The organism is Paenibacillus auburnensis, from assembly GCF_927798115.1.
GTDB classification, from domain to species: Bacteria; Bacillota; Bacilli; order Paenibacillales; family Paenibacillaceae; genus Paenibacillus_AQ; species Paenibacillus_AQ auburnensis.
Window position 1 is genome coordinate 31,681 of the sequence record NZ_CAKMMG010000002.1, and the last position, 24,335, is coordinate 56,015.

Here is a 24,335-nt window from a genome sequence, read left to right on the forward strand (position 1 = left end):
TAGAAGGATGAGGAATATACTGGTGCTCGGGGGAACCCGTTTTTTTGGTAAGCGGCTGGTGAAACGGCTGCTTCAGGATGAAAATACACAGGTGACTATACTGACCAGGGGCATGGCAGAGGATGATTTCGGCGATCAGGTGACCCGGTTAACCGTTGACCGTTCGGATTCGGAGGCGCTGGCCGCGGCGGTGCATGGCCGGCACTTTGATGTTGTCTATGATAATATCTGCTACTCACCCGATGATGCAGCTGCTGCGGCCCGGATTTTTGCTGACAGTGCGGGGCGTTACATCCTGACCTCCAGCTTATCCGTATACGATCCAAGACCGGAAATCCTGAGCGAAGCGGACTTTGACCCTGAGACTTATCCCCTGCGGCTGGGTTCCAGAGAGGACTTCAGTTATCAGGAAGGCAAAAGACTGGCTGAGACGGTGCTGCTGAAACAGAATGCTTTTCCCGTGGCAGCCGTCCGCTTTCCGATCGTCCTAGGGACGGATGATTATACGCGGCGGCTGCATTTTCACATCGAGCATATCGCCGGCGGCAAGCCGGTTGGACTTCCGAATCCGGATGCCCTGATCTCGTTCATCCGTTCCGATGAGGCTGCGGACTTCCTTTACTGGCTGGGCCTCTCCTCGTTGACCGGACCCGTGAATGCATGCTCAGACGGTGCAATAGCCATCCGGGATATTCTCTCGATGATCGAAGCTGTAACAGGGAAGCAGGCCGTCACGCTAAGCGAAACAGCCCAAGAGGATATGTCTCCTTTCGGTATTGATGAATCTTGGGTTATGGATACAACAAAAGCCCGCTCAGCGGGCTTTACCTTTCTGTCTCTTACCGAATGGCTGCCGGAGCTTGTCGCCCGGCTTCATGCCTCACTCAGCCATCGCGAGTAACGGTACGCTTGTCTCCTCCGGCTGCTTCCGGGCGTCGTTCATTGCCAGCAGCTGGCCGCCGCCGGGGTTCGCAGCCTGACCCTCCTCAATCTTGAACACATTGATTTCCTTGAACAGCCGCCGCGAGATTTCACTAATCTCCAGCGCCTGGCGGGCGATATCGTGAATGGCCTGATCCTGCTGGGTACTGGAGGCATTCACTTCCTGAACGCCCGCCGCTGTCTGCTCAGCTACGGATGCTACCGAGTGGATCGATTCACCCAGCCGTGAATTGATCTTCCGGGTCTGCTCCACCTTGCTGTGAATCTGTCCGATCTGCCGGCTGATGCCGGCTATCGAATCGTCAATCGCCGTGAAGGAAGCAAGGGTTTCCGCAACCTGGGTATCCTGCTCCTCCAGGCTTTTTTTCGATTCCAGCATGTATGCTTCAAAGTCGGCCATGCTCTCCTGCAGCTCCCCGATAATCCGGCTGATCAGAATCGAGGAATCGCTTGTCTGTACCGATAAATGCCGGACTTCATCCGCGATCACCCCAAAGCCTTTCCCAGCCGCCCCTGCCCGGGCCGCTTCAATTGCCGCATTCAGAGAGAGGATATTGGTCTGCTTGGAAATCTCTGTGATGGAATTCGTAATCCGCGAAATATCTCCAGACTGCTCCACCAGCTTCTCAAGTGCCTGATACACCTTGCCGATGGAAGTGCGGGACTTCTGTGATTTGCGCTGCAGCTCGCTGATGGTTTCCGAGCCTTTGCGTGCATTCTGGTCAGCGCTCTGGCTTGTCGCAAGCATAACATCGGTATAATCCGTAATCTCCGCCACTTCCCGCTCCAGCTCCTGCAGCAATAGTGCGCTCTGTTCAGACTGAATGGCCTGCTGATCCGCCCCTACCGAAATTTCCTGAATGGTCTTGACGATATCCTGATTGGTATGGGCAGTAACTGATGAAGACTGCTGAAAGGACTGGGAGTAATCGGCCAGCGTTGAGGCTACCTGCACCGTCTGGCGCAGCATCTCGCGGACCCGCGTAACCATATGGTCAAAATGGAAGCTCAACCGTCCCAGCTCATCATTATACGGTGAATTGATCTGCTGGCGCAGATCGCCTTCGGCGATTTTACGCAGCGCAGCCTGCAGCTTGTCCACCGGAGACAGGAACGAACGGATCAGCAGCAGGGCCAGTACCAGCGTGAAAGCGAACACGGCGATTGCAGCATACATAACGATGGATACGGTATGGTCCAGCAATGTAAAAGAATTCGCCTGCGCCTGTTCCGCATTATCCGCTGCTGCCTTATACAGCTTCTCATTCCGCTCCAGCAGCGTTTGATTCAGTGCAAGCGCCTGCGTATGGAGGCCGTCAATCTGCTCCAGGACAGTCAGCGGATCCAGATCGGTATCCTCCAGCGTTTTTACCAACTCATTTACATAACCTGTATATTTGTCCGCTTCCGTGCGCAGCTGCTGCAGATCTGTCCACGCGGAGGTTCCTTTGTCAAAATCCACTTTGGCTATAGCTGCCGCAAGCTGCTGCTGCTTATCCTTAAACGGCCCGGCCAGCTCTGCGTCACTGGATTCGGCCAGGGAAGTCTCCAGACGGTTCAGCTCCTGCAGCAGCTGAGTGATTGTAGAGACGGTGATTCTTTTTTCCATCTCGGACTTCTGCCGTTCCATCGACTGCTCCACCTGAGTAATCTTCTGCCCCTGAAGCAATGCAACCCCCAAAAAGATAAGTGAAATTGCCGTAAAGCTAAGAATCAGCTTCCATTTCATAGATAAGTGCAGCCTATTTCTTTTCAAGCTTATCATCCCTTCTGCTAGACCTCGGACTTATGTATGTATTTTCATGTCATGTTTTCATTGTAGAAGCTGGATATTAATTATTCTCCAGTGTTGTGTATGCGCATCGTAAAGTAATTGTTGCAATGCTGTTAACGCGGGCTAAAGACAAGCCAACAAAAAAGACAAGCACCGCAGGCGGCACTTGTCTTCGGAACGTTTATGAGAGTTGATTTACTGATTTGCATTTTCATCCATATACATGACTTCCCACAGATGTCCGTCAAGGTCCTGGAAGCTCCAGGTGTACATAAAACCATGATCGGCCTTATCATTAAAAGGTTTCCCGCCGGCATCAAGTGCCTTCTGCACCAGCTCGTCCACCTGCTCTCTACTTGAGGCCGAGAGTGCAAGAATTACCTCTGTATGCGCTGATGTGTCTACAATCGTTTTGGAGGTAAAGGTGTTAAAAAACTCCCGGGTCAGCAGCATGGCAAAGGTATTCTCATTAATGATCATGCAGGTTGCTTTCTCATTGGTAAACTGCGGGTTAAATTCAAAGCCTAAAGCGGTAAAGAATTCGATCGTCTTCTGCAGATTGGTCACTGGCAAATTCACAAAAAGCTGGCCTGCCTGAAATCCCATTCCCTGATCACCTCTCGCATGTAATGGAGTATTACTGTCCGATTATAGCATGGAACCAGCAAAGATATCTAAAATTTGAACTGTGAGCTGCGGCTCAGAAAAGCGGATGCTCTTTAAGCCGCAGCATCAGTAACAAGCTTCTATTGCACTGTCTTCAGCAGCTTCGCCAGCATATGTGCAGTCTCTTCACGGGTAGCCGAAGCTTGCGGGGCAAAGTTGATCCTGCCTCCGGCCACTGCTTGACCAGATATAATACCCGCCTGCTGGACAGAACTTACGGCATGCCGCGCATATTCGCTGATAACCGCCTGATCAGCGAATACTGCAGGGCCGCTGCTTACAGGCAGATTCCAGTTCATAGCATCCGCGAGACGGAGGATCATGACCGCCAGCTGCTCACGCGAGACCTCAGCCTTGGGCTCAAACTTGCCGTCTCCTGTACCTTTGACGATGCCATTAGCATTCGCCCAGGACACCGCCGCTGCATAATAATCCTCCGGCTTCACGTCACTAAAGCTGCCGGCCGGACTGCCCAGCTCCGCTCCGGCTAAACGGGCCAGCAGCAGGGCTGCATCCCCGCGGCTCAACTTACTCTTGAGGCCAAACTGATCGGCCGAAATTCCGGAGATGACTCCGCGGGCGGCCAGATAGGTTATAGAATCCTTAGCATAGCTGCTTGCCGTATCCGTAAACACAAGCTTGTTATAGCCCACAGCATAAACAGAGAAATGGGTGGTACGGAAGGTCAGCTGGCCCGTCACCGCATTGTAGCTGCTGGCAGGAAGCACTGACAACCCGCCTGCTGCCGTTACTTGATAGGCCGCTACCGCATGAACATCTTCGCCGGCAGCCAGTGTGTACGGAATGCTGACCGACACACCCCCGCCGCCAAAGCTGGAAATATCCCGGGTTCCCGCCTGAACTGTAAGGCTCAGCACTGGGCGGCTGCCGACGATATTGCCTGCCGCAGCATTTACTCCAGCCGCGACGGTAGTTAGATCCGTACCGGCAATCGTCAGGCTGACCGTTTCCCCGCCTGCAGCCGTGTGAATCGCCGAAACTGCAGTCCGGTCGAAGGACACTGTTCCCGGCCCTCCTGTGAATGTTACCGTCTTTAAGGAACTGCCGGCAAGTTCAGCCCAGACTGCTGCAGGAAGCTTAATGGTAATATTCCGGCCAGCTTCTCCTGAAACCGTGCGGAACTCCAGCTCTGCCCCGCCTGAGCTCTTGAGCGCCTCAAGCGCGGCAGTCACCACTTCAGCGCCGACAGAGAAGAATTGGCTGCCGGCAGCATCAGCTGCCGCCTTCACTTCCACTACGGCCTTGCCGCCCGTGACGGCCACCGCTGTCTCCGGCTTGGTGACAACGACCGCCGGTCCGCCAGTAGGGGTTGAACCCGGATAACTAATGACCGGAGGGGCTGCCGTTACCGTCACATGTGCTTCGGCGACACCATAGCCATCCGCACTGTATACGGAGACGACTGCTGTTCCCGCTGCATGCGGACTAACCTTTCCGTTCTGGTCAACCGAGGCTACAGCCGAGTTAGAGGTGCTCCAGCTCAAGCCTTGCCCTGTTTCGCCTGCGGGTTGGACAGCTGCTTTTAGTTCTGCTACGCTCCCGCCCGCCTGGAGCGACAAGGAGGTCTGATTCAAAGTCACCTTTGTCACATTTAATTGATAGACCGCCACTGTACCGCCGACTTCATTCGCTACCAGCACCAGCGGAAGCCCAGTCGGGCTGTCCGTTGCCGGGATGAATTCGATGCCTTCCGGACCTGTGTCGGTTTCCAGGTTATTTTTCGGCGTAAACTCACGCGAATTGATGTAGTTTACAAACTGCGGCTGCTCCGGGTTTGTCACATCGTAGGTCATTAGACCGCCGACACGTTCCAACCCGACAAAGGCCAGTGCCTTCTGCCCCACCTTGCCGATTTTGACATATTCGGGCTCCGGGCCTTTTTTGGTGCTGCGGCTGTCCAGGGTAGTGTTGCTATTGCTGGCATTGAAGTACGCCGGCAGACGCTCCGAAGTGATCTGCTCAAATTCACTGCCGCTGTCATACACCTGCTTCAGGGTTCCGGCATCCCATACGGAGAAGGAACGGCCGCCATACAGATAAATGCCGTCATGACCCATATCCGACATCACCTCTACGCTGTCATATTTCTTCTGTCCGTTCAGGAATTTTGCAGCAGCCGAATCCGGGTTGAGTGAACTCTTCATGGAGCCGATCGTGGCGGCATTTTCCTTGCTGTCCCACTCGGTTGCATCCCCTTCATTAGCCGTGAACAGATAGGTTTTTCCGTTCACCGTGTACTGGCTGATGCCGTCAGGCATATATACACCATAAAATGGAACGTTCTCAAGGTGAATCTGATTGTCCTTCACCAGATCAAGCGCATTGCGCGGATTGCTCAGATCCTTGAATCCCAGACCTTTCACCCACAGCAGCTTGCCTGAGATTACATCAACCGCCGCCACTGCATTGTTCTCCTGAAGGGAAATATAAGCAGTCTTCTGGTCATCTGACAGCTCGATGAATTCCGGCTCCAGATCACGTACGGCGTCTTCCTTAGCACCTTCACCGGTGATTAATTTGCTTACAGGGTCCACCGCACCGCGGATATGCACAAGATCATCAATAAGACCGGGATTATCGAACTTAACGGTTCTGGCCGTTCCAGTGACTGTATCGATAACCGTCACGCTGCCCTCCGGATCACCTGCCAGTGTACGCGGCTCGGCTTCATCTGCCGTAAGAATATACCGGCCATCCGCCGTATATTTAATCATATCCGGCTGGATACCGGCTTCGTAAGTTTTCAGCAGCTTGCCGTCATAGTCGAGGACAAGAATCTTCCCCTTCTTCATCGCATCCGCTTCCTGGACAGCCACAGCAACCCTGCCGGTCGCTGTATTAATATCTACGCTGGTCAAATCCCCGTAGCTGAAGCCTCCAGTTTCGGACAGTGCCTCCACGTTAATGCTTGCTTCCTTCTCCGGGTGAACTCCATCCTTCAAATTAACGATATCTACAGTCGCCGGATGAGTTGAGCCATTGACCAGATAGAACTTCCCGTTGTCCGCGTTGTACTTGACGATCTCCGCCACGCCGCCGTCTTCGCTCGTGGTTCCCACAGCATATCCGCCGATCTTCGTAACACTGATGACATCATTTACCGGTTCCCCAGCCGCCTTGCCGACAACCAGCGGAAGGTTTCCTTCCGCCTTCACCGGAGGAACCGCGCTGTCATACACCGCGTAGCTCACCGTTGCCGTGCCTGCCGCAAGCGGAGTTCCGCTGATGATCCCCGATGCCGCGTCAAGGCTGAGACCTTCCGGCAGACCGGTTGCCGCAAAGGAATAGGGCTGCACGCCTCCATACACAGAGAGTGACACCGAGTATGGTGATCCGGCTGTTGCAGCCGGGAGTGAAGCCGTGGCTACACCAAGAGCGGGCACTGCAATCCCCCAGCTTCCATCGCTGCTGCTGTGCGGCTTCATCAGATTCAATGCTCCGGCATCTAGCGTATCGAAGCTGATCTGTCTCAGATCATTCTTGTTATTGTCCGTATCGGTGAATTCCGCACGGCGGACCGACTTTTGCTTCGAGGTTCCCCCGGTTTTACCGGTCGGATAATCTAGTTCATAGCCGTCAATCACGGAACCGCTGTCATTTCCGGCAGTACCGATCATATCAACATAGGCTGCCGGCTTATTCTGGAACGGGTTGGCGGTATCCAGCAGATCGGTACTGCTAAGCAGCACAACCTTCATCCCTTTATTATAGAAAAGAATATCCTTCCAGGTCTGATCAGCTTTACTGCTGATATCACTTTTAAAGGACGGATTGTCTTTGCTGTCAGTGATCAGATAGGAGGAGTGCGCTTTAATCGTGCCGTTCAAATTCAGCTTACTCCAGGCTCCGTTCATGGTCGGATCAGAGTATTGCAGGGACCAGCCGCTTAAATCAACAGCGGAATCAGTAGGATTATAAAGTTCAATATATCCATTAGAGAAATAACCGCCCGTCGTTGCCGCATCCCCGCCGCCATATACCTGGTTTACGATAATATGGGGAACGCTCACATTATAACTGCCGTCAGTAGTATAAGGAGTACCCGGCAGAAGCGCTGCAGCAGCTGCCGCGGGGCCTGCGCTCCATGCGGGAACGAGCGTCAGTTCAGCTGCAAGCAGCAGGGAGAGTAGGGTTGTGCCTGATCTTTTCAAGTCGTTGTCACTCCTATAGATTATTTTTAACAACTATAGTGGACGAGTATTTGCTGATATGCAGAGTTACATCAAATGAACGTAAACTGCAGAACCAGTCTTAGCTTCCATTTGAAAAACGGCTAACATTCCGCTGACCCGAGGCAAATATTCGCCTGCTATGATCAGGGCAACAAGAGTCCTGGAGGGGATATTGATGCGTCTAGCTTTGTTTACGGACACCTATCTTCCGCAGACCAATGGGGTTGCCCGCACACTCCACCGCCTGACCGGCCATCTGAACCGCCGCGGAATCGAGCACCTGCTGTTTACCCCGAAACCGGCCTCAGGACAAGACGAGAATGATCCTGTCCGCAAAATTGCCAGTATTCCATTTTTCCTTTATCCCGAATGCAGATTAGCGCTGCCCCATATGTCCTCCATTCACAATGAGCTGCGGGCCTTCAGCCCGGATCTGGTGCACATGGCAACCCCGTTCAACCTCGGCCTGTGCGGCCTCCGCTATGCCCAGAAGCAGAACCTCCCGCATGTGGCTTCCTATCACACCCACTTTGACCGTTACCTTCAATATTACCGGATGCGCAGAATTGTCCCGCTGTACTGGAAATACATGAAATGGTTTCACAGGTCCTGTGATGCGATTCTGGCACCCTCCCAGGAGACCATCGGCTCACTGCGTGCACACGGATTTTCCGGGCTGCGCCTGTGGTCCAGAGGCGTTGACTGCGGTCTTTACACTCCAGAAATACGTTCCGCGGATGTTCGGGAGCGTTACGGGATCGGAAGCCAGCTGCTGCTTATATATGTAGGACGAATCGCCCCGGAAAAAGATATTGCCACCCTCCTTGCCGCCATGCGGCTGCTGCCGGATTCCATTGCCTCCGCAGTACACCTGCTCATTGTAGGCGATGGTCCGCAGCTGCCGGAGCTGCGCGCCGCAGCACCTCAGAATGTCACCTTTTCCGGCAGCAAATATGGGCAAGAACTGGCTGAGCTGTATGCCGCAGGCGACCTGTTCGTCTTCCCCTCCTGTACGGAAACCTTCGGCAATGTCGTGCTGGAAGCCATGGCTTCAGGTCTGCCTGTCATCGCGGCGGATGCCGGCGGCTCGCGGGATCTTGTCGTGCCGGGCCGAAGCGGCACCCTGTTTGAGCCGCATCAGCCGGCGGCTATGGCTGAGGCGATATGCAGGCTGGCGGAGCAGCCTATGCTGCGTATGGCTATGGGCCAGGAGGGTCGGCGGCTGGCGCTTGGCCGTTCCTGGGAGCATATTTTTGACCGGCTGATCAGTGATTACGAGGAGGTTATTGAAGGCCGACGGATAAAGAGCCAGGCGGGGATTTTTACAGCCTAGAGCAGTAATTGCATTCAAAAAAACAGCGCTCTCCAGCCATCCTTACGCAGGATGCTTGAAGAGCGCTATTCCAGATTACTATTAGTGTTATGCGTTCAGATGATCATTCTTATATCTTTCGGAAATCTCCAGAAACTTATAGCTGCACTTTACGAAAATGTCTACGATATCGGGATCAAAATGCCGGCCGGCATCAGCAACGATAATTTCTACGGCCTGCTCATGAGGCATTGCTGCCTTGTACACCCGCTCGCTGGTCAGCGCATCGTACACATCCGCAACAGCCATCAGCCTGGCCGATAGCGGAATCTGCTCGCCGGCCAAACCTTCCGGATACCCCGTGCCGTCCCATTTCTCATGATGGGAATAGACAATTTCCTTAGCGAATCGGAGAAATGTCTCGGGGCTATCCATCAGCTGCTCGGCACGCAAAACCGCATCTCTGCCCAAAGTGGTATGAGTCTTCATCACTTCAAATTCCTCATAAGTCAGCTTGCCCGGCTTGAGGAGGATGTGATCAGGGATGCCGACCTTCCCGATATCATGCAGCGGGGCAGACGTAACGATTAGGCCGATATGCTCGGGGCACAGCCTGCCTGCATATTTGTCCGTCCGGCTCAGCTGCGTGGCCAATTCCTCAATATACAATTTGGTTCTTTGAATATGGTTGCCGGTCTCTGTATCCCGCATTTCGGCCAAGGCGGCCATCGCCATCACCGAAACCTCCTGAATTAATGAAATTTCCTTCATCCGACGGGAAATTTCCGCCTCAAGATATTGATTTTTGTCCGCAAGGAAATCCTTTGAGCGCTTCAACGTTAAGTGGGTCTTCACACGTGACAAAAGCACCGGTGAGCTGATAGGCTTGGTAATATAATCTACCGCTCCAGAATCAAAGCCTTTATTCTCATCCTCTACCTCTTCCTTCGCCGTCAAAAAGATCACCGGAATCTCCCGCAGCGTCTCGTCCTCTTTCAATCTCCGGCAAGTCTCGTAACCGTCCATTCCCGGCAGCATTATATCCAGCAGAATCAAGTCTGGCGGAGCGGCCTTGGCAATCAGCAGCCCTTTCTCGCCGTTTGTGGCAACCTTAACCTTGTATTGTTCTTTTAACAAGCCGCTAAGCAGCGTAATATTGTCCGGCGTATCGTCAACGACAAGTATAACAGGTCTGGAATCCAGCATATTTACATCAACCTCTGTTCATAATTTCGATCTCTTATGGCCTGCCGGGTAATGGAGAGGGCTTCTTCATATTCAAACATGCCCAGACTGTACTCCAGCTGTCTCAGCTCATCTTGTGTCATCGCCTGCGCTAATACGCTCCTTACAGATGCAAAATAATCGACTGCTTCACTATCACTGTCATTCAGCATATCCTCTAACCGGCCGAGCAGCTTTACTGGCGGTTCATTCCGCTGCTCAGGCAAGAACTCTGCTGCATTATAAGGATCAGTACCGCCCAGCTGCCCGAGGATTTCCTCCGTGCTGGCATGAACCGCCGCTTCGAGCCTGTTCAGAAGCTGCTCCAGCTCTTGCGGCTCTGCAGGGCCGTCTAGCATTTTACCCAGGGTGCCGGCCAGCGTCTGGACATCCGTAACACCAATATTGCCGGAAACCCCCTTTAGATTATGAGCAAGCCTTAACGCTGCTTCAGTATCCTCTGCCCATATCGCCTTACGTAAGTTTGTTACTGTATCACGCTGATTCCCGGCATATTTCAGCAGCAGGCTAATATACAGTTCCCGGTTGTTTCCGGCGCGGCTGAGCCCCTTCCCGGTTTCAATCCCCTTCAGCCGCAGAAATGGCAAAGTTTCTGAAGAAGGCCTGAACTCAGCTGCCGTTCCAGCGCCTTCAGCTGATTCCTGGATGATTCCATGCGAAACCCATCTGCCGATCGTAGTGAACAGAATATCCGGATCAATCGGTTTGGCTACATGGCCGTTCATCCCGGCTGCGAAGCAGCGCTCCCGCTCTTCTTGCATGGTACGTGCGGTCATAGCAATCATTGGTAGCTCCGGGTACAGTTCCCGGATTCTCACCCCCGCCTGAAAACCGTCCATTTCCGGCATCTGCAGATCCATCAGCACAATACTGTAAGGTCTTTCCGCAGACATGGATTCCACCATCCGCACCGCTTCAGCCCCGTTGGCAGCAATATCCGGCAGCAATCCCTGACTTCTCAGCAACTCAGCTGCAATCTGCCGGTTAATCTCGTTGTCTTCCACCAGCAGGACACGGGTGCCGGACAGCCGGTAGTCTTTTTCCTGCACATCGAGCGTCGTTACCGGAACGGGTCTTGCTGGTAAGCCTGTAGCCTGGACAATATCGAACCAAGCGGTGAACGTAAAGATACTGCCTCTGCCTTCCTCACTATCCACCCAAAGATGGCCTCCCATGATGCCCACCAGCTTGCGGCTGATCGCCAGGCCCAGTCCCGTTCCCCCGAACTTCCGTGTAGTGGAACTGTCCGCCTGCGTAAAGGCCTGGAATAGCTTGGCTTCTGTCTCTTTGCTCATGCCAATCCCTGTATCACGCACACTGAATTGAAGCTTCACCTTACTGTCAATTCTGCTGTGTTGCTCCACCACCATCAAAACTTCACCCGCCTCGGTGAACTTAATCGCATTGCTTAGCAGATTGGTGATGATTTGGCCCAGCCGAAGCGGATCACCGCTAAGACGTGAGGGTATATCTGGCGGGATTTCACACAACAGCTGCAGCCCCTTCTCGTGAGCTGTCTGACCCGCTAAATCTAGTGCCCCTGAAATCACATCTGTTAAGTCAAACTCCGTTTTTTCAAGTTCCAGCTTCCCTGACTCCACCTTTGAGAAATCAAGGATCTCATTAATAATGCCAAGCAGCGAAGTACCGGCATTATGAATTTTGGAGAGATAGTCCTGCTGTTTCGGATTGAGTTCTGTCTTTAGCGCCAGATAAGCCATGCCAATAATCGCATTCATCGGCGTCCGGATCTCGTGGCTCATATTCGCCAGAAATTGCGATTTGGCTGCAGTCGCCTCTTCCGCCAGATTCAGAGCATGTTTCAGCTCCGCTTCCTTCCGTCTCGCTTCGGTGATATCTTCGGACACAATGAGCAGATACAGCGGCTGTCCCTCCACATCCAAAATAGGCAGCTTCGTGGTCCGAACATATCGCAGATTGCAGTGTTCGCTGTCATCGGGGATGATATCGATCTCGCTGAGCACCTGTCCTGTTGCAATTACCTTTTTGTCCGATTCAATCATCCTCCGGGCAATTTCCTCAGGGAATACCGATTTAAGTTCCAGGTCGCCCAGCTCCTCAGGAGTAAGGCCCAGAAAGTCCGCACTGGCCTGATTCCCCATGAATACCTTCAACGTCCGGACATCCTTGACCGAAATCATTACCGGAATATGGCTGATAATGGCATTGAGAAAATTCCGGTTATCAAGGATCTCCTTCTCTTTGTGCTTCAGATCGCTAATATCGGTCATAATCCCAAGGTATCCGCCCACGGAATTATCCGACAAACGGTAGGCAGACAGCGTATAAAGAATATGGTGCGTTTCACCGCTCGCAAAGGTTCTCTGAATCTGGCGGATCGAAGACTGACCGCTCTCCGTTACCTCAGCCATCATCTCACGAAGATTGCGGTACGCGTCCTTAGGCAAATGGGGAAGATCGCGTATCGGAATGCCGGCCAGTTCGCAGCCAGACACTTGAAAAGCTTGCTCATAGGCGGTATTACAGCCCAGAAAACACTGCTGGTCATCGATATAAAAAAGCGGATGCGGCAGGGAATCCATCAATTGGGAGGTGAAATAGAGCTGATCCGACAGCTCCTTTTTGATCCGTTTGTACTCGGAGACATCTTTCTTTTTATTTTTGAATGCAGCGAAACATAAGAACAAAATAAGTATGACGAAATTGAGGAACACCTCTACCGAGATTCCTTTAAGCAGCACAACCAGTATGTAGATTGCTATAGCCATCCCTAAGATGCTTGCTTTGCCTTTATCCATCCGCCGCCAACCACCCTTGAATTCAATAGTTTATCTCCTGCCGAAACGGAATTGTCTGTAGTGTTCCATTCTAACCTCCTATGCTGAGGTACTACTACTCTTTTTTTCGACATTATTCAGCAAAACGATTAGCCCGTCCAAGTCTCCAAATAGGGAGATCAGACGGGCTGATAGGGGAACATCATGAAAATGTTAATGAATCGGCTAGGATCCGCTGTTTATTTCTTTTATGTAGTAGTCATCATACGGTAAATCGGAGCTTGGCTCTATCCTCTGATAACCCAGACGAAGCAGAACGCTGATTCTTGCCGCAGCCTGCGGCACTGCCTTAGTCAATATACTGTTGAATGCAAAATACTCGCCAAACCGCGACTCTACCAGCTCCAGAATCTCGCAAAGTACTGCTTCCCGTTCATAACCGGAGATCAAATCCAGCCTAAGGATTCCGGCTTCCTGCTGTCCGTCTGCGGAAAGTACTGCCCTGGTGAAAAACTCAACCGTCCCGATCACACGGCCTGTTGTTTGATCTATTATGCTGAACCGTACAAATCCCCGCGCCCGGTATTCTGCGAGCCAGGCTTCAATAGTGGCCTTCATATCATCCAGCAGGTGCATGCTGAAGCCGTAAAGACAGTTGTCGCTGTTGAACAGGGGGATGGACTCCGGGTCCGAATAGCACCCGAGTAAATCTTCAGCATCCTCCTGCTGTATCAATCTTAGCAAAAAGCTACCTGTATCATATACAGGACAAACGGTGTAAGGGTCCAGTAACTTCATCTCCATCTCAAGTCCTCCTTATAGTGTGAATATCTCCATTATAAACGGGCAATCCGGACAACTGTCTGTCGTCATTACCTTCATACTTCTGTACAATCATCCGGGCATGACTTTGCAGCCTCAGGCGCAGCGATTCCGGTTCAAGTACTGTACATTGGCCTCCGAGCAGGAGCAGTGTGGCAAACCAGCCGCTCTCATCCTCAGGAACCGTAAATTCCATCACCAGTTCACCGCACTGTTCTTCCAGCAACCTCGCTTTTGGAAAAGCCTCCTCCAGCTGTACTCTCCGATCTGCCGGACAAGCAAGCTTAACTGTGATATTGGGCCGACTATCCTGATGAGCTGCAAGCAAATGCGCTATATTCCCGTGATCCTGTGAAAAAACTACGCCGGTGTTCTGAATCTCTCTGATCCGCGAGAGCCTGAACAACCGGTAATCCCTCCGGTCACGGCAATATGCGAACAAATACCACGCGTACCATTTATACGACAAAAGCAAGGGCTCTACACTGCGAATGGAAACCGTCTGCCGTGCATTCGTATATTGAAACTGAACTGTACATTTTTGGCGAATAGCTTCTTCAATGACCTCAATGTACTGTACGGTTCCGCTTCCCTCGCGCAGTACTTCCAAATCCAGCTGTAACGGCTGTACTGCCTCATTACCTTCAGGGGATAAGGACAACATCTTTTCTACCGTTTCCTCTGCGCGTCTGCTGTTATATCCGGAGACCAGGCCTCTCAGCGCGGCTACAATATACTTATAATCCTCCGGCTGGAGCAGCTGCCTGTTCATTTTGAAGCTGTCCAGAATGTAATACCCTCCATTAACACCCTGGATCGAACCTATGGGGATTCCGGCAAGACCGATCGATTCCATATCACGCTGAATGGTGCGCCGGGAGACTTCAAATTTCTCCGCAAGCGTACGGGCGCTCACTACCTCCCGGTTAAGCAGATACACCACTATCCCGAGCAGCCGGTTAATTTTCATCTCTTTTCACCGTTCTTGATGATTGCCACTCCTTTTCAAGCAGTCCATACGCATATGTATCATGCCATTTTGGGCGGCCCTGTTCATCGTTTTTGAAATATCCGGTCTGAAGGAAGTGGCCTTCCCGGCGCAGGTTCAGTCTCTCCAGCAGCCGCCAGGATGGCGCGTTATCAGGATCACAATGTGCAGTTACACGCCGGATCTGCAAAGAGGTAAAGCCGTATTCGAGCAATTTACGGCAGGCTTCCGCAGCATAACCGCAGCCCTGAAATTCGTTATTGAACACATAGCCCAGCTCCCAGGTCCGGAAATGATCCGGCATCTGCTGCTGAAAATATAAATTGCCGATCAGCTTCCCTGAATCGTTCAGACAGACTGCCCAAAACGCAGGATCCTCCGAACGCCGCAGCGCTTCTGCCCTGCTCTCTGTTTCGCTATGAACCCCATAGGGCTCGAATTTGACAACTTCCTTGCGGGAAAGGTACTCATGCAGATCCTCTCCATCCCCGGGTTGGAAGCGTCTTAAGATCAAACGCTCTGTTTCTAATCTTTCCATGCTTTGATCATCCCTAATCTGTTTTTTATGAGGAGATCTTCAACTGTAATTCCCTGTCGATTATACCTCTGATATTGTTGACTACATTGGCGATGCTGAATTTACGCACTGACTCTTTGACGAATTGCGGATCCGGCAATTGTTCCGGATGATTGATGATCTGCTGCATGGTCGCTGCGAGGCCTTCAACATCTCCCACAGAGACCAGCCAGCCATTGCTCTCCGGAATGACGATTTCTGCAGGTCCGTGCTGGCAGTCTGTACTTAAACAAGGAATACCTCTGGCCATTGCTTCCAGCAGAACCAGCGGGAACCCTTCGAAGTTAGAGGTCAGCACCAGTGCCGACGCACGCGGAATTTCTGACCAGGGATTCTTTCGCCAGCCCATCCACTCCATCCGCTCATTCATCCCATAGGATTCGGCCAGATTATAGACCTCCTCCCGGTCCGGCCCGTCACCGACAATAACTGCTTTCCATTCTCCCTCAAGCTTAGCCAGGGCTTCAATTAAATCGCGCACTCTTTTCTGCCGGTTCTCCAGCCTTCCAATGTAGAGAAATGTAGGGACTTCAGGCCTCGCCACTTCCCGTACCTCAACATCAACAGGATTATGGGTTACGAAGATTTTATTGTTCGACCCGCTGCCTACCACATTACGAATCTGCTCAGCGATCCCCTTGCTGATCGAGAGATGAAAATCGGCGTATTTCAGCAATTGGACCTTCCAGATCGTGGACAGTTCATTATGAACCCAGCTTCCCACAGGAGTTTTGCGGTTCATAATCCGCATCATCCATTTGCAGTAACACACTACATTGGGATCGCAGCCAATGATAACATCCGGCTTATACTGTCTGATTTGTCTGAATAGCGGAAGCGTGAAGCTGTACCTTCTCTTAAGGGCATTGTCCGTCCGCTGATCACCAATCTCCACATGATCAATATCCTGCAGCCAATCCTTGTCCAGCGAGCCGCCCATGAGAAACATCTTGACCTCGTCCTGATTCCTGCCCAGCTCCTGCATTACCGTTCTGAAGACAGCTTCCATACCGCCTAACCCGGAGCGTTTATTGCTGACAATCGCGATTCTCATTTTCCAACCTCCTAAAAGTTCTGATAGGACACTTATTTAACAGAAACATATAAAGCGGAAAGCGTAAGCGGCGAGAGCCATTTTTTTCCTCTAAAATATACAAGAATTATACATTATCTTCTATATATTTTCATTTTTATATTTATTTGCAGTAAATGAAGCCTGCTTCCAGTGGTATTCAATATAATATATATAGGTGAACTTAAAGTTTTATAGAGTACAGGTCAGTCGCACCTACGGTGGCACTCCCTCCTTCCTTATCTCAAGTTTTCTAGTTCAATCTATAATCAACCTAAAAAGTGCCCCTCCTATTAAAGCGAGGGACAGCTTGTAATTTATCGTGAATAGCAACAATACAGCCTGTAACAGCGTCTTACCAAGGAGGTGATCTCATTCATGAAAAAGTTGATCCTTCTAGTCAGTTTTACCCTTCTTGCCGCCTGCTCTTCCACCGGACAAAATGCCGGGCAGCCTGTTCCTTCAGCCGGTATCCAGACCGTCCAAGCACTAGCCTCCTACCCGTTTCCGCTGGTGAAATGGAATGACCGGGTATATGCCATAACGGATACAGCCGTTACAGAAATTGATCAGGAAATCGGAGAGATCACGCTGCAGTCCAGTGAATGCCTCCAGGGTTCCCCTAACAATTTCTCCACCACATTCAAGCCGGGCAGCAAACTCTATGCTATCCCAGGCATTCCCGTGGAGGAAGCTATCGCCGTAAGGGCAAGTGAGCACGAATATATCAAAGTCATTGTTCCCGCCAGGGAATAATCCGGGCTATTTGCGGATGCCGCTAAGGCTTCCGCCCTGTACGAATAACCGTTCAATATTGCGCTGTACCGCCGGATCAGGGATTAACGGCGGCGCCTGGTGCGGCTTCACGCGGGCGTCGATAATGACATTATCGCAAGACCAGTGCTTAAACTGTATCGTGCTGTTCACGCCATATATATCGTGAGAAGGGTTGCTGCGTGTAAAGGTTGCCCACAGGAAATTGCTCAGATCCTCACTAATAAAGCCGCTGTCATCACAGAGGATGATCATCGGACAATCTGTAAGCGGCCCCTGCTCTTCAATGGTTGCACTTAAGCGGCGCATTTCCAGTTCAGCCTCCCCGTAAGTACTGAACGCAGGTCCTTGCAGCGCAACGACCCCCGGCAGCACCAGCTTAGCCTCACCAAAGCTTTCCAGCATCGTCAATGACTGCGGCACCTTTGTGCATAAGCTTCTTTTCTGCTCACCCACTGCTGCAAAAATCACCTTGCTGCCGGTGTTGATCCCCGTTCCTGAATAATCCAGTGTATCAATCGTAGTATTCGTCTGGAAATGAATATCCCGCCGCAAATCTATCCGCTCCAGAATATAAGTCAGGAAATCAGCAATGTTATGCGTGCTAATCGGCCGGTCTTCTTCCGCAGTGATGAACAGATATTTGGCCAGGCTAAGCTGGCCTGTCCCAAGTACCCGGTTGGCGATAGTCAGAAGCTCTGCAGGCTGCTTTAGCTGCTGATACGGAGTGTAGCGCTCACTGCCGATCGCGAACAGGAGCGGATGCACCCCTGCGGCATCGACGGCATGCACTTCTTTTACGCCCGGCACCTCATTCTTGATGGCATTGCCGGTCAGCTCATGAATCAGCTCCCCGAAGGCTGTATCCTCCTGCGGTGGACGGCCTACGACTGTGAAGGGGAAGATTGCCCCTTTTTTGGCATAGACCTTATGTACCTTCATCACCGGAAACGGATGGACCAGGCTGTAGTACCCCAAGTGATCTCCAAACGGGCCTTCCGGCTTCGTCTCACCGGGATAAATCTCACCCGTAATAACAAAATCAGCATCCGCGCTGATGCAGAAGCCGTCGACGTAGCTGTAGCGGAAGTGGCGTCCGCCCAGCAGGCCGGCGAAGGTCATCTCACTGAGGCCTTCCGGCAGCGGCATGACAGCCGACAGCGTATGAGCCGGAGGACCACCGATAAAGCAGCTCACCTTGAGCGGCTCGCCACGCTTCGTAGCATGGGTCTGATGGATACCTATACCACGGTGAATCTGGTAATGGACCCCGACCTCTTTGTTCATCTCATAGTCATTGCCGCTGAGCTGAATCCGGTACATCCCGAGATTCGAATTCATAATACCCGGCTTGTCCGGGTCCTCTGAATACACCTGCGGCAGTGTTACAAAAGCTCCGCCATCCCCCTGCCAGTGCTTAATCTGCGGCAGATCAGAGATTTGAATTTCCTCGAAGCCGGACGGAAGTCCGCCGGGCATCTTAAGCGGCAGCGCCTTCCGGGCTGCTAGTCCTGTACCGATATATTTAAACGGTGCTTTAAGCGCCTTCACCGGATCATCGCGCAGGGCAATGACGTTCTGGGAAGACTCCCACGTGTCACGGAAAATAAACTTGCTCCGCTCGATCGTCCCGAAAAGATTCGACACCGCCCGGAACCTTGAGCCTTTAACCTTCTCAAATAATAACGCAGGCCCGCCTGCCTCATATACCTTCATATGGATGGCTGCCATCTCTAAGTGAGGATCGACTTCCTCCCGGATACGGATCAAATGCCCGTGCTTCTCCAGGTCAGTAATGCACTCTTCCAAATTGCGATATGTCATTGGTCTTACTCCAATCTGCAGAAGAAATGTGAACCTCTTTATTATCAATGAGGGCGGAGCCGAGGTCAACGTTAAAAGACCTTCTTGATTTCTCAAGAAGGTCTCGCTGTAGCCGGCAGCCATTCGCCGGTAAACTCAATCTCATTATAATTGTAAAAAGAGTGCAGAATCGTCTCACGGTCATCCGTAAACAGCTGATCCGCAACCCCGCAGACCAGCTTCGGAATGGCGTTCCTGATTCCTGATATGGCTGAGGCGGACAAACCGTTGCTGGCCAGTGCCGAATAATTGAAGACGAACAGACCGTGCAGCAGCTTCTTTCCTTCCTCATCCCGGCTCTGGAGCGCGAAGCCGGAACTGAGGTAAGGATGTGCATCCAGCAGCGGATTGGCTATCTCTGCAGGAGCCTGATAGCAATCGCTCCAGCGCGCGATATGACTCTCGACCAGCCTCAGCTCGGGCCGCAATCCCGGATCGCTAAGCAGCCCGGTGCTGACGATCAGAAAGTCAAAGGCGAACTCTCCCTTAGGCGTGGTCACCACCGCCTGATCCTCCACCTCTTCCACCTTCAGCCAGGGGGAGCCGAGATGCAGGCTGAATCCCGGCCAGGCTGCTGCGCGGGCAAAGGTATCGTTCGTCGGCGGCTGATTGTACCTGAAGAAATGCGAGATTACCCCGTATTTATCAGCATCTCCAAGGGTATGGAAGCGTTCGATCATCCCCGAGAGTTCCATCTGGCGGATGGGATTCACATTCGGCAGCTGCTCCCGGCGGACGAACACATGGGCTTCTGCCGCACCTTCCGAGAGCACATAGTTGGCATTGTCAAAGGCCGAAGCGCCTCCGCCGAGAATCCCAATTCTTTTGCCAGCCAGTGCATTGAAATCAATGTTTTCCGAAGTGTGCGCATACATATGCTCCGGCAGATTGCCGGCGATCATCTCGGGCACATGCCATTCGCCGCCGCCCTGGATGCCGGTAGCCAGCACGACCTTGCGGGCCAGCAGCTGGCTGGACGGTGCCCCCGCCCCTCCAATATGCAGCCGGTAAATCCCGTCCTCCCCGGGCTCAATCAGCTTCAGCGTCACTTCATTGATGACCGGCAGTCCGAGCACCCGGCGGTACCAGCGCAAATAATTCATCCAGTCCCCGCGCGGAATTTTGTCAATAGCTTCCCAGCCTTGCGGGCCTGCCTGCGCTTCCCACCATGCTCGGAAGGTCAGGGAAGGAATCCCCAGATCAATGGACGTCAAATGCTTGGGTGTGCGCAGCGTAACCATCCGGGCATAAGTTTCCCAAGGTCCTTCTAGGCCTTCACGGTTCTCATCAATAATCACAATATTGGAGATCCGTTCACGCAGCAGCCCAAAGGCCGCACCCAGTCCGCTCTGCCCGCCCCCCACAATAACGACATCATAGACATGTCCTTCAGGATGTTCCATGGGACGTACCCAATCCGCACCGCCGTAGGCAAGATAGGAAAGGTCGGTTTTCACACGTTCATTTAAAGTTTCCAGGCTCATCATTCCTCAGACCTTTCGCTGGCATCTTTAAGAACCTCCACTATACAATAGGGTTCCCATGCTCCACACTTACTTCATTGGCCATATTATATCCGGTATGGTTCACCTTTTAAATATTTATGTCAGGTTTATTGTCATTATAGCTAAATTCAGCTCAGATGATTGTACATTTTTACTAACATTACTACTTCTATCCCCCTGATATATTGACAAACTCATTATTTTCAGTCCCGGACGAAATCACATGGAATAAAATATGCCACGGTCGCATTCTTGTAGAATAGGCAAAATCAGCGCAAACCAAACAGCGCAACCCTTTTACAAGAGTGCGCTGTCTGGTATTCCCCTTATCCCATAAAGCCCGGCTTAGAATTGGGCGATATAGAATTCACGGTTTGCAGGTACGGTGCCTTGGAACACTTCTTGATTATCTTCATTGTTGATTCGCAAAGTATACTGGAATTTTGTCAAAACTCTGATGTCGTAGAATATAGCTACGCCCGTTTCATCGAAAAATGCTGTATACGTCTGGCTGCCTCTGGTCAGCGTAGCTGTAAAATCTGTAGTGTCTTTAGGCCGATTATTAAAGTTGACCGCAAGCACGACGAAGTTGAAGAACGACTGTTTTACTCTGCGTTTTTTACGGGCAACCAGCTTGGCCTTTTTAGCCAGCAGGGTCTTTTTGGCCAGAAGGGCTTTTTTAGCCATTTGCGCTTTCTGGGCTTGTACCTTTGCAGCGTTTACCTTCTTTGCCGCCAGTTTAGACACACTTGCTTTTTTGATCATTGCTGCACGCTTTGCGATTAATGCTTTCTTCTCAGCTTCTCTCACTTTGCTTCACCACTTTCTTTTAAGATAGTGTAGTAAATGCATTTTACGTGAGGTCTGAACTGATTCATTGCCTATCATTTCATAAATGTGGTAGTGTCTCAGTTTCATAGAAAAGTATCCGCTAGGCTGATCCCTGCATAGTATGTGCTATGGAGAGGTGAAGCAACGGCAATGAGTGAACCGATGTGGGTGCGGCATTATGCCGCCAAAATCAATAGACCGTTAAAGCGTAATATTCAGCAATCGAAGAGTCTGGCTAAGAAACCTGCGGCTGTTCCCGTAATCGTACAGTTCAAACACAAATTAACACCGGCCCGGATGCAGGCATTACAAAAGCATTTAGGTAAACATGCCTTCCCGGTGAAACACCGTCTTCATCTAATGAACGCAGTGTCATCACGCGTTTCGTTACAATGTCTGGAACGGATCTGCAGTTGCGGCGAGATAGGCAAAGTCTATCTGGACGATGTGAAGAAAGCCACTTTGAATATCGCCACCCCTTCAATCGGCGCAGCAGCGCTTCAGCAAACACGGGGACTCACCGGAAAAGGGATCAATATTGCTATTCTCGACACCGGCGTGTTCCCTCATCCCGATCTGACCCGGCCCGTTAACCGGATTATCGCGTTCAAGGATTTTATTAATCACCGGCAGCGGCCATATGACGATAACGGACACGGCACACATATCTCCGGAGACGCCGCCGGCAACGGATGGGTAAGCAAAGGAAAGTATAAAGGGCCTGCCCCGGAAGCAGGGATTGTGGGTGTCAAGGTACTCGATAAAAACGGGGAAGGCTATGACTCCACCATTATTAAGGGGATCGAATGGTGCATCGCCAACAAGCATCGCTTAAAGCTGCGCATCCTGTCTATGTCTTTCGGAGGACCGGTAGTTAATACAGCTGAGGAAGATCTGCTGGTCCAAGCGGTGGAAAAAGCAGTCAAAGCCGGATTGACCGTAGTCATCTCCGCCGGCAACAGCGGACCAAGCTCCCGGACGATTGAATCTCCCGGAGTTAGCCCCTCTGCAATTACAGTAGGCGCAGTGAATGACCAGCGGACGATCACCCAGAGTGATGACCGCATTACCTTCTACTCCAGCCGCGGACCTGCACCAGGCGGGAAAGTGAAGCCCGATATTGTGGCGCCGGGTGAATCTATCACCTCACTGCTGGCTCCGGGCTCCAGGCTGGCCCGCCAGATGCCGGGTCAACGAAACGGCAAATTGTACTTTGTGCTGTCCGGCACCTCCGTCTCCACCCCGATCGTCGCGGGAGCCGCTGCGCAGCTGCTGCAGCTTCGCCCATGCCTGACTCCCCGGCAGGTCAAAGCCACTCTGAAGAAAAACACCTTCCGCCTCGGCCTGAAGCCGAACACCGCCGGCAGCGGCGAGGTGAATATGCGGTTCCTGAACTGTCGGACACGAAGAAAATAACCAGCTGCGGCTGCATTTCCGCAAATAAAAGGCACGAGCAACTGCTCGTGCCTTGTGCTGCTTCAAACCCGACGACTATGAACTGCTGCTTCCACGCTGTAAACGGCTAAGCTTCTGATTGAAAACGGAATGGAGCAGACCTGTGGTTTTTGCTCATGCTAATACTATCTATTTATTCATAGACAAATCCCGCGCCACTTCCCGGGACCACGCTAACAGCCATTCGTCCCCGCCATAGCTCCCGACACACTGAAAACCAAGCGGCATATTATCTATGCTGGCTGCCGGAATACTGAGCGCCGGACAACCGGCAAAGCCCCAAACCGCGGTCATCCCCGCCCAGCCCGTGCGGTTCTCTTCCAGCTTCGGAGCCGTTCCCCCTTGAGCCGGAGATACCCAAAGATCGATTCCTTCCTCCTTCATAAGCACCTCCAGATTCTGCCGCAGCTCAAGCTGCATCCCGCGATAGGTTTTCAGTTCGGCATCGGTAACTTGCTTGCCTCTGGCAATCCCTTCCTTGACTGGCTCACCGTAATATCCGGCATATTGTTCAAATAAGTCTTCATGCCCGCGCGCCATTTCCCCTTCAATAAATCGCAGCATGGCATCGCCGTATATAAGCTCATCTTGCCAAGGCATCTTCACATGCTTCACTTGATAGCCAAGTTTCTCAAGAGATTCGATTTGTGTATCAAAGACAGCTTTGACCTCATCGCTCATCAGCTGCATGTATACACCCTGCGGGATACCGAGTACAGGCTTGCGGCTGATTTGGCGGGGAACAAAGTCCGGGATGAGCAGTTCAGCAGCAACTTCCATACTGTGAAAGTCCTGTGTAAAGAACCCTATTGCGTCAAAAGAAGGCGACAGCTGAATTAGGCCATCCATCGGAATTCTTCCATAACTCGCTTTAAATCCGACCACTCCGCAAAAAGAAGCAGGGGCCAGGACAGACCTCAAAGTTTGGGTACCTACCGCCAGCGGGCACATTCCCGCAGCAACCGCTGCCGCAGAGCCTGCGCTGGACCCGCCGGGCGTATGAGCGAGGTTACGGGGATTGCGCGTGGCAATCGGCCCTTGATAGGCGAACTCTTCGGTTACCGTCTTCCCGGCAATAATCGCCCCCAGGCCACGGAGCCGCTTGATAAGCGTGCCCTCCTTACCGATCAGAGCTTCAGCAGGCAGCTGTGACCCGGCACGTGTGGGCAAGCCCTCTACATGAATCAAATCCTTGATGCCGACCGGAATTCCCCATAATTCCGGTTTGGCTGGTAGTGCTGCGAATGAAGCCAGTAGCTGCTCCTTTTCCCGGTTCAGGCGCAGCTCCAGCTGTTCTTCGGGGACAAAAGCATGGATCTGCGGTTCCAGCTCTGCAAATCTTTCTAAATAATGCGTAATCGCCTCAGCAATAGAAACCTCGGTTTCTATTTCAGTACAGAGCATTTCTGCCAGAGAAGCACGGGCAAGCTGCATGTCATCATCTCCAGGGTCGATTTTTGAACTATCCTCTGACATACGCCGCCCATTCATAAAAGTTACATAACATTGGGCAGCTTATCGCTTCAGCACAACATGAGTCCGACCATTCATCTGATT

Annotated in this window: 17 protein-coding genes; 4 read left to right on the forward strand and 13 right to left on the reverse strand. The window is 52.0% G+C overall.

Translation table 11 applies throughout. From position 1 onward, the window contains the following. Window positions 1-7 precede the first annotated feature (7 nt). The gene (locus tag L6H70_RS12060; protein ID WP_236333342.1) at window positions 8-901 is read left to right on the forward strand and encodes an NAD-dependent epimerase/dehydratase family protein; all 894 of its coding nucleotides are present in this window, start codon (window positions 8-10) and stop codon (window positions 899-901) included. Here the strand turns inward: L6H70_RS12060 and L6H70_RS12065 are convergent. From L6H70_RS12065 to L6H70_RS12075, 3 genes are all read right to left on the reverse strand, one after another. Next, window positions 881-2,671 (reverse strand): methyl-accepting chemotaxis protein, encoded by a 1,791-nt coding sequence (locus L6H70_RS12065; RefSeq protein WP_236333344.1) that lies wholly within the window; start codon window positions 2,669-2,671, stop codon window positions 881-883. The two genes, L6H70_RS12060 and L6H70_RS12065, sit on opposite strands and share 21 nt — an antisense overlap. 240 nt (window positions 2,672-2,911) lie before the next feature. Next, a complete protein-coding gene (locus L6H70_RS12070; RefSeq protein WP_236333346.1) occupies window positions 2,912-3,322 on the reverse strand; it encodes a VOC family protein in 411 nt (136 codons plus the stop codon). A gap of 140 nt (window positions 3,323-3,462) precedes the next feature. Beyond that, on the reverse strand, window positions 3,463-7,554 hold the full coding sequence (locus L6H70_RS12075) for a choice-of-anchor I family protein (protein WP_236333347.1): 4,092 nt from the start codon (window positions 7,552-7,554) through the stop codon (window positions 3,463-3,465). Window positions 7,555-7,750: 196 nt separating this feature from the next. Between L6H70_RS12075 and L6H70_RS12080 the strand changes: the two genes are divergently transcribed. Continuing rightward, window positions 7,751-8,908 carry a glycosyltransferase family 4 protein gene (locus L6H70_RS12080; RefSeq protein ID WP_236333349.1) on the forward strand — a complete coding sequence of 386 codons (1,158 nt, stop codon included), beginning with the start codon at window positions 7,751-7,753 and terminating at the stop codon, window positions 8,906-8,908. 87 nt (window positions 8,909-8,995) lie between these two features. On the opposite strand, the gene L6H70_RS12085 is transcribed toward L6H70_RS12080, so the two are convergent. The 6 genes from L6H70_RS12085 to L6H70_RS12110 form a co-directional block, all read right to left on the reverse strand. After that, window positions 8,996-10,093: a response regulator gene (locus L6H70_RS12085; protein WP_236333351.1), complete on the reverse strand. Its 1,098-nt coding sequence runs from the start codon at window positions 10,091-10,093 to the stop codon at window positions 8,996-8,998. Window positions 10,094-10,095: 2 nt separating this feature from the next. Beyond that, on the reverse strand, window positions 10,096-12,912 hold the full coding sequence (locus tag L6H70_RS12090) for an ATP-binding protein (RefSeq protein ID WP_236333353.1): 2,817 nt from the start codon (window positions 12,910-12,912) through the stop codon (window positions 10,096-10,098). Between the two features lie 204 nt (window positions 12,913-13,116). Beyond that, window positions 13,117-13,695, reverse strand: a complete 579-nt coding sequence (locus L6H70_RS12095) for a GNAT family N-acetyltransferase (protein ID WP_236333355.1) — start codon at window positions 13,693-13,695, stop codon at window positions 13,117-13,119. 1 nt (window position 13,696) lies between these two features. Continuing rightward, window positions 13,697-14,683 carry a helix-turn-helix transcriptional regulator gene (locus L6H70_RS12100; RefSeq protein ID WP_236333356.1) on the reverse strand — a complete coding sequence of 329 codons (987 nt, stop codon included), beginning with the start codon at window positions 14,681-14,683 and terminating at the stop codon, window positions 13,697-13,699. After that, window positions 14,673-15,239: a GNAT family N-acetyltransferase gene (locus L6H70_RS12105; RefSeq protein WP_236333359.1), complete on the reverse strand. Its 567-nt coding sequence runs from the start codon at window positions 15,237-15,239 to the stop codon at window positions 14,673-14,675. Before L6H70_RS12105 ends, L6H70_RS12100 begins: the two co-directional genes overlap by 11 nt. Before the next feature lie 25 nt (window positions 15,240-15,264). After that, on the reverse strand, window positions 15,265-16,332 hold the full coding sequence (locus tag L6H70_RS12110; RefSeq protein ID WP_236333361.1) for a glycosyltransferase: 1,068 nt from the start codon (window positions 16,330-16,332) through the stop codon (window positions 15,265-15,267). A 396-nt stretch (window positions 16,333-16,728) separates the two neighbouring features. On the opposite strand from L6H70_RS12110, the gene L6H70_RS12115 reads away from it, so the two are divergent. Continuing rightward, a complete protein-coding gene (locus L6H70_RS12115; RefSeq protein ID WP_236333365.1) occupies window positions 16,729-17,106 on the forward strand; it encodes a hypothetical protein in 378 nt (125 codons plus the stop codon). Window positions 17,107-17,112: 6 nt separating this feature from the next. On the opposite strand, the gene L6H70_RS12120 is transcribed toward L6H70_RS12115, so the two are convergent. The 3 genes from L6H70_RS12120 to L6H70_RS12130 all read right to left on the reverse strand — a co-directional run bounded on the left by L6H70_RS12120 (window position 17,113) and on the right by L6H70_RS12130 (window position 21,302). Next, window positions 17,113-18,948, reverse strand: coding sequence for a UbiD family decarboxylase (locus L6H70_RS12120; RefSeq protein WP_236333367.1), 1,836 nt, complete (start codon window positions 18,946-18,948; stop codon window positions 17,113-17,115). A 92-nt stretch (window positions 18,949-19,040) separates the two neighbouring features. After that, a complete protein-coding gene (locus L6H70_RS12125; RefSeq protein ID WP_236333368.1) occupies window positions 19,041-20,471 on the reverse strand; it encodes an NAD(P)-binding domain-containing protein in 1,431 nt (476 codons plus the stop codon). A gap of 366 nt (window positions 20,472-20,837) precedes the next feature. Continuing rightward, entirely contained in the window at window positions 20,838-21,302 is a 465-nt protein-coding gene (locus tag L6H70_RS12130) for a hypothetical protein (protein ID WP_236333370.1), read from the reverse strand. Window positions 21,303-21,473: 171 nt separating this feature from the next. Here L6H70_RS12130 and L6H70_RS12135 point away from each other — a divergent pair, with 171 nt between their 5' ends. Then, the gene (locus L6H70_RS12135) at window positions 21,474-22,739 is read left to right on the forward strand and encodes a S8 family peptidase (RefSeq protein ID WP_236333373.1); all 1,266 of its coding nucleotides are present in this window, start codon (window positions 21,474-21,476) and stop codon (window positions 22,737-22,739) included. 168 nt (window positions 22,740-22,907) lie between these two features. Here the strand turns inward: L6H70_RS12135 and L6H70_RS12140 are convergent, their stop codons facing one another. Continuing rightward, window positions 22,908-24,269, reverse strand: a complete 1,362-nt coding sequence (locus L6H70_RS12140; RefSeq protein WP_236333375.1) for an amidase — start codon at window positions 24,267-24,269, stop codon at window positions 22,908-22,910. Between the last annotated feature and the right edge of the window lie 66 nt (window positions 24,270-24,335).

Coding starts and splice junctions, on each gene's coding strand:
- L6H70_RS12065 (WP_236333344.1), bottom strand. CDS start 2,671: ATGAAATGGAAGCTGATTCTTAGCTTTACGGCAATTTCACTTATCTTT.
- L6H70_RS12070 (WP_236333346.1), bottom strand. CDS start 3,322: ATGGGATTTCAGGCAGGCCAGCTTTTTGTGAATTTGCCAGTGACCAAT.
- L6H70_RS12080 (WP_236333349.1), top strand. CDS start 7,751: ATGCGTCTAGCTTTGTTTACGGACACCTATCTTCCGCAGACCAATGGG.
- L6H70_RS12140 (WP_236333375.1), bottom strand. CDS start 24,269: ATGAATGGGCGGCGTATGTCAGAGGATAGTTCAAAAATCGACCCTGGA.
- L6H70_RS12105 (WP_236333359.1), bottom strand. CDS start 15,239: ATGGAAAGATTAGAAACAGAGCGTTTGATCTTAAGACGCTTCCAACCC.
- L6H70_RS12060 (WP_236333342.1), top strand. CDS start 8: ATGAGGAATATACTGGTGCTCGGGGGAACCCGTTTTTTTGGTAAGCGG.
- L6H70_RS12120 (WP_236333367.1), bottom strand. CDS start 18,948: ATGACATATCGCAATTTGGAAGAGTGCATTACTGACCTGGAGAAGCAC.
- L6H70_RS12125 (WP_236333368.1), bottom strand. CDS start 20,471: ATGAGCCTGGAAACTTTAAATGAACGTGTGAAAACCGACCTTTCCTAT.
- L6H70_RS12110 (WP_236333361.1), bottom strand. CDS start 16,332: ATGAGAATCGCGATTGTCAGCAATAAACGCTCCGGGTTAGGCGGTATG.
- L6H70_RS12090 (WP_236333353.1), bottom strand. CDS start 12,912: ATGGATAAAGGCAAAGCAAGCATCTTAGGGATGGCTATAGCAATCTAC.
- L6H70_RS12085 (WP_236333351.1), bottom strand. CDS start 10,093: ATGCTGGATTCCAGACCTGTTATACTTGTCGTTGACGATACGCCGGAC.
- L6H70_RS12100 (WP_236333356.1), bottom strand. CDS start 14,683: ATGAAAATTAACCGGCTGCTCGGGATAGTGGTGTATCTGCTTAACCGG.
- L6H70_RS12135 (WP_236333373.1), top strand. CDS start 21,474: ATGAGTGAACCGATGTGGGTGCGGCATTATGCCGCCAAAATCAATAGA.
- L6H70_RS12095 (WP_236333355.1), bottom strand. CDS start 13,695: ATGGAGATGAAGTTACTGGACCCTTACACCGTTTGTCCTGTATATGAT.
- L6H70_RS12115 (WP_236333365.1), top strand. CDS start 16,729: ATGAAAAAGTTGATCCTTCTAGTCAGTTTTACCCTTCTTGCCGCCTGC.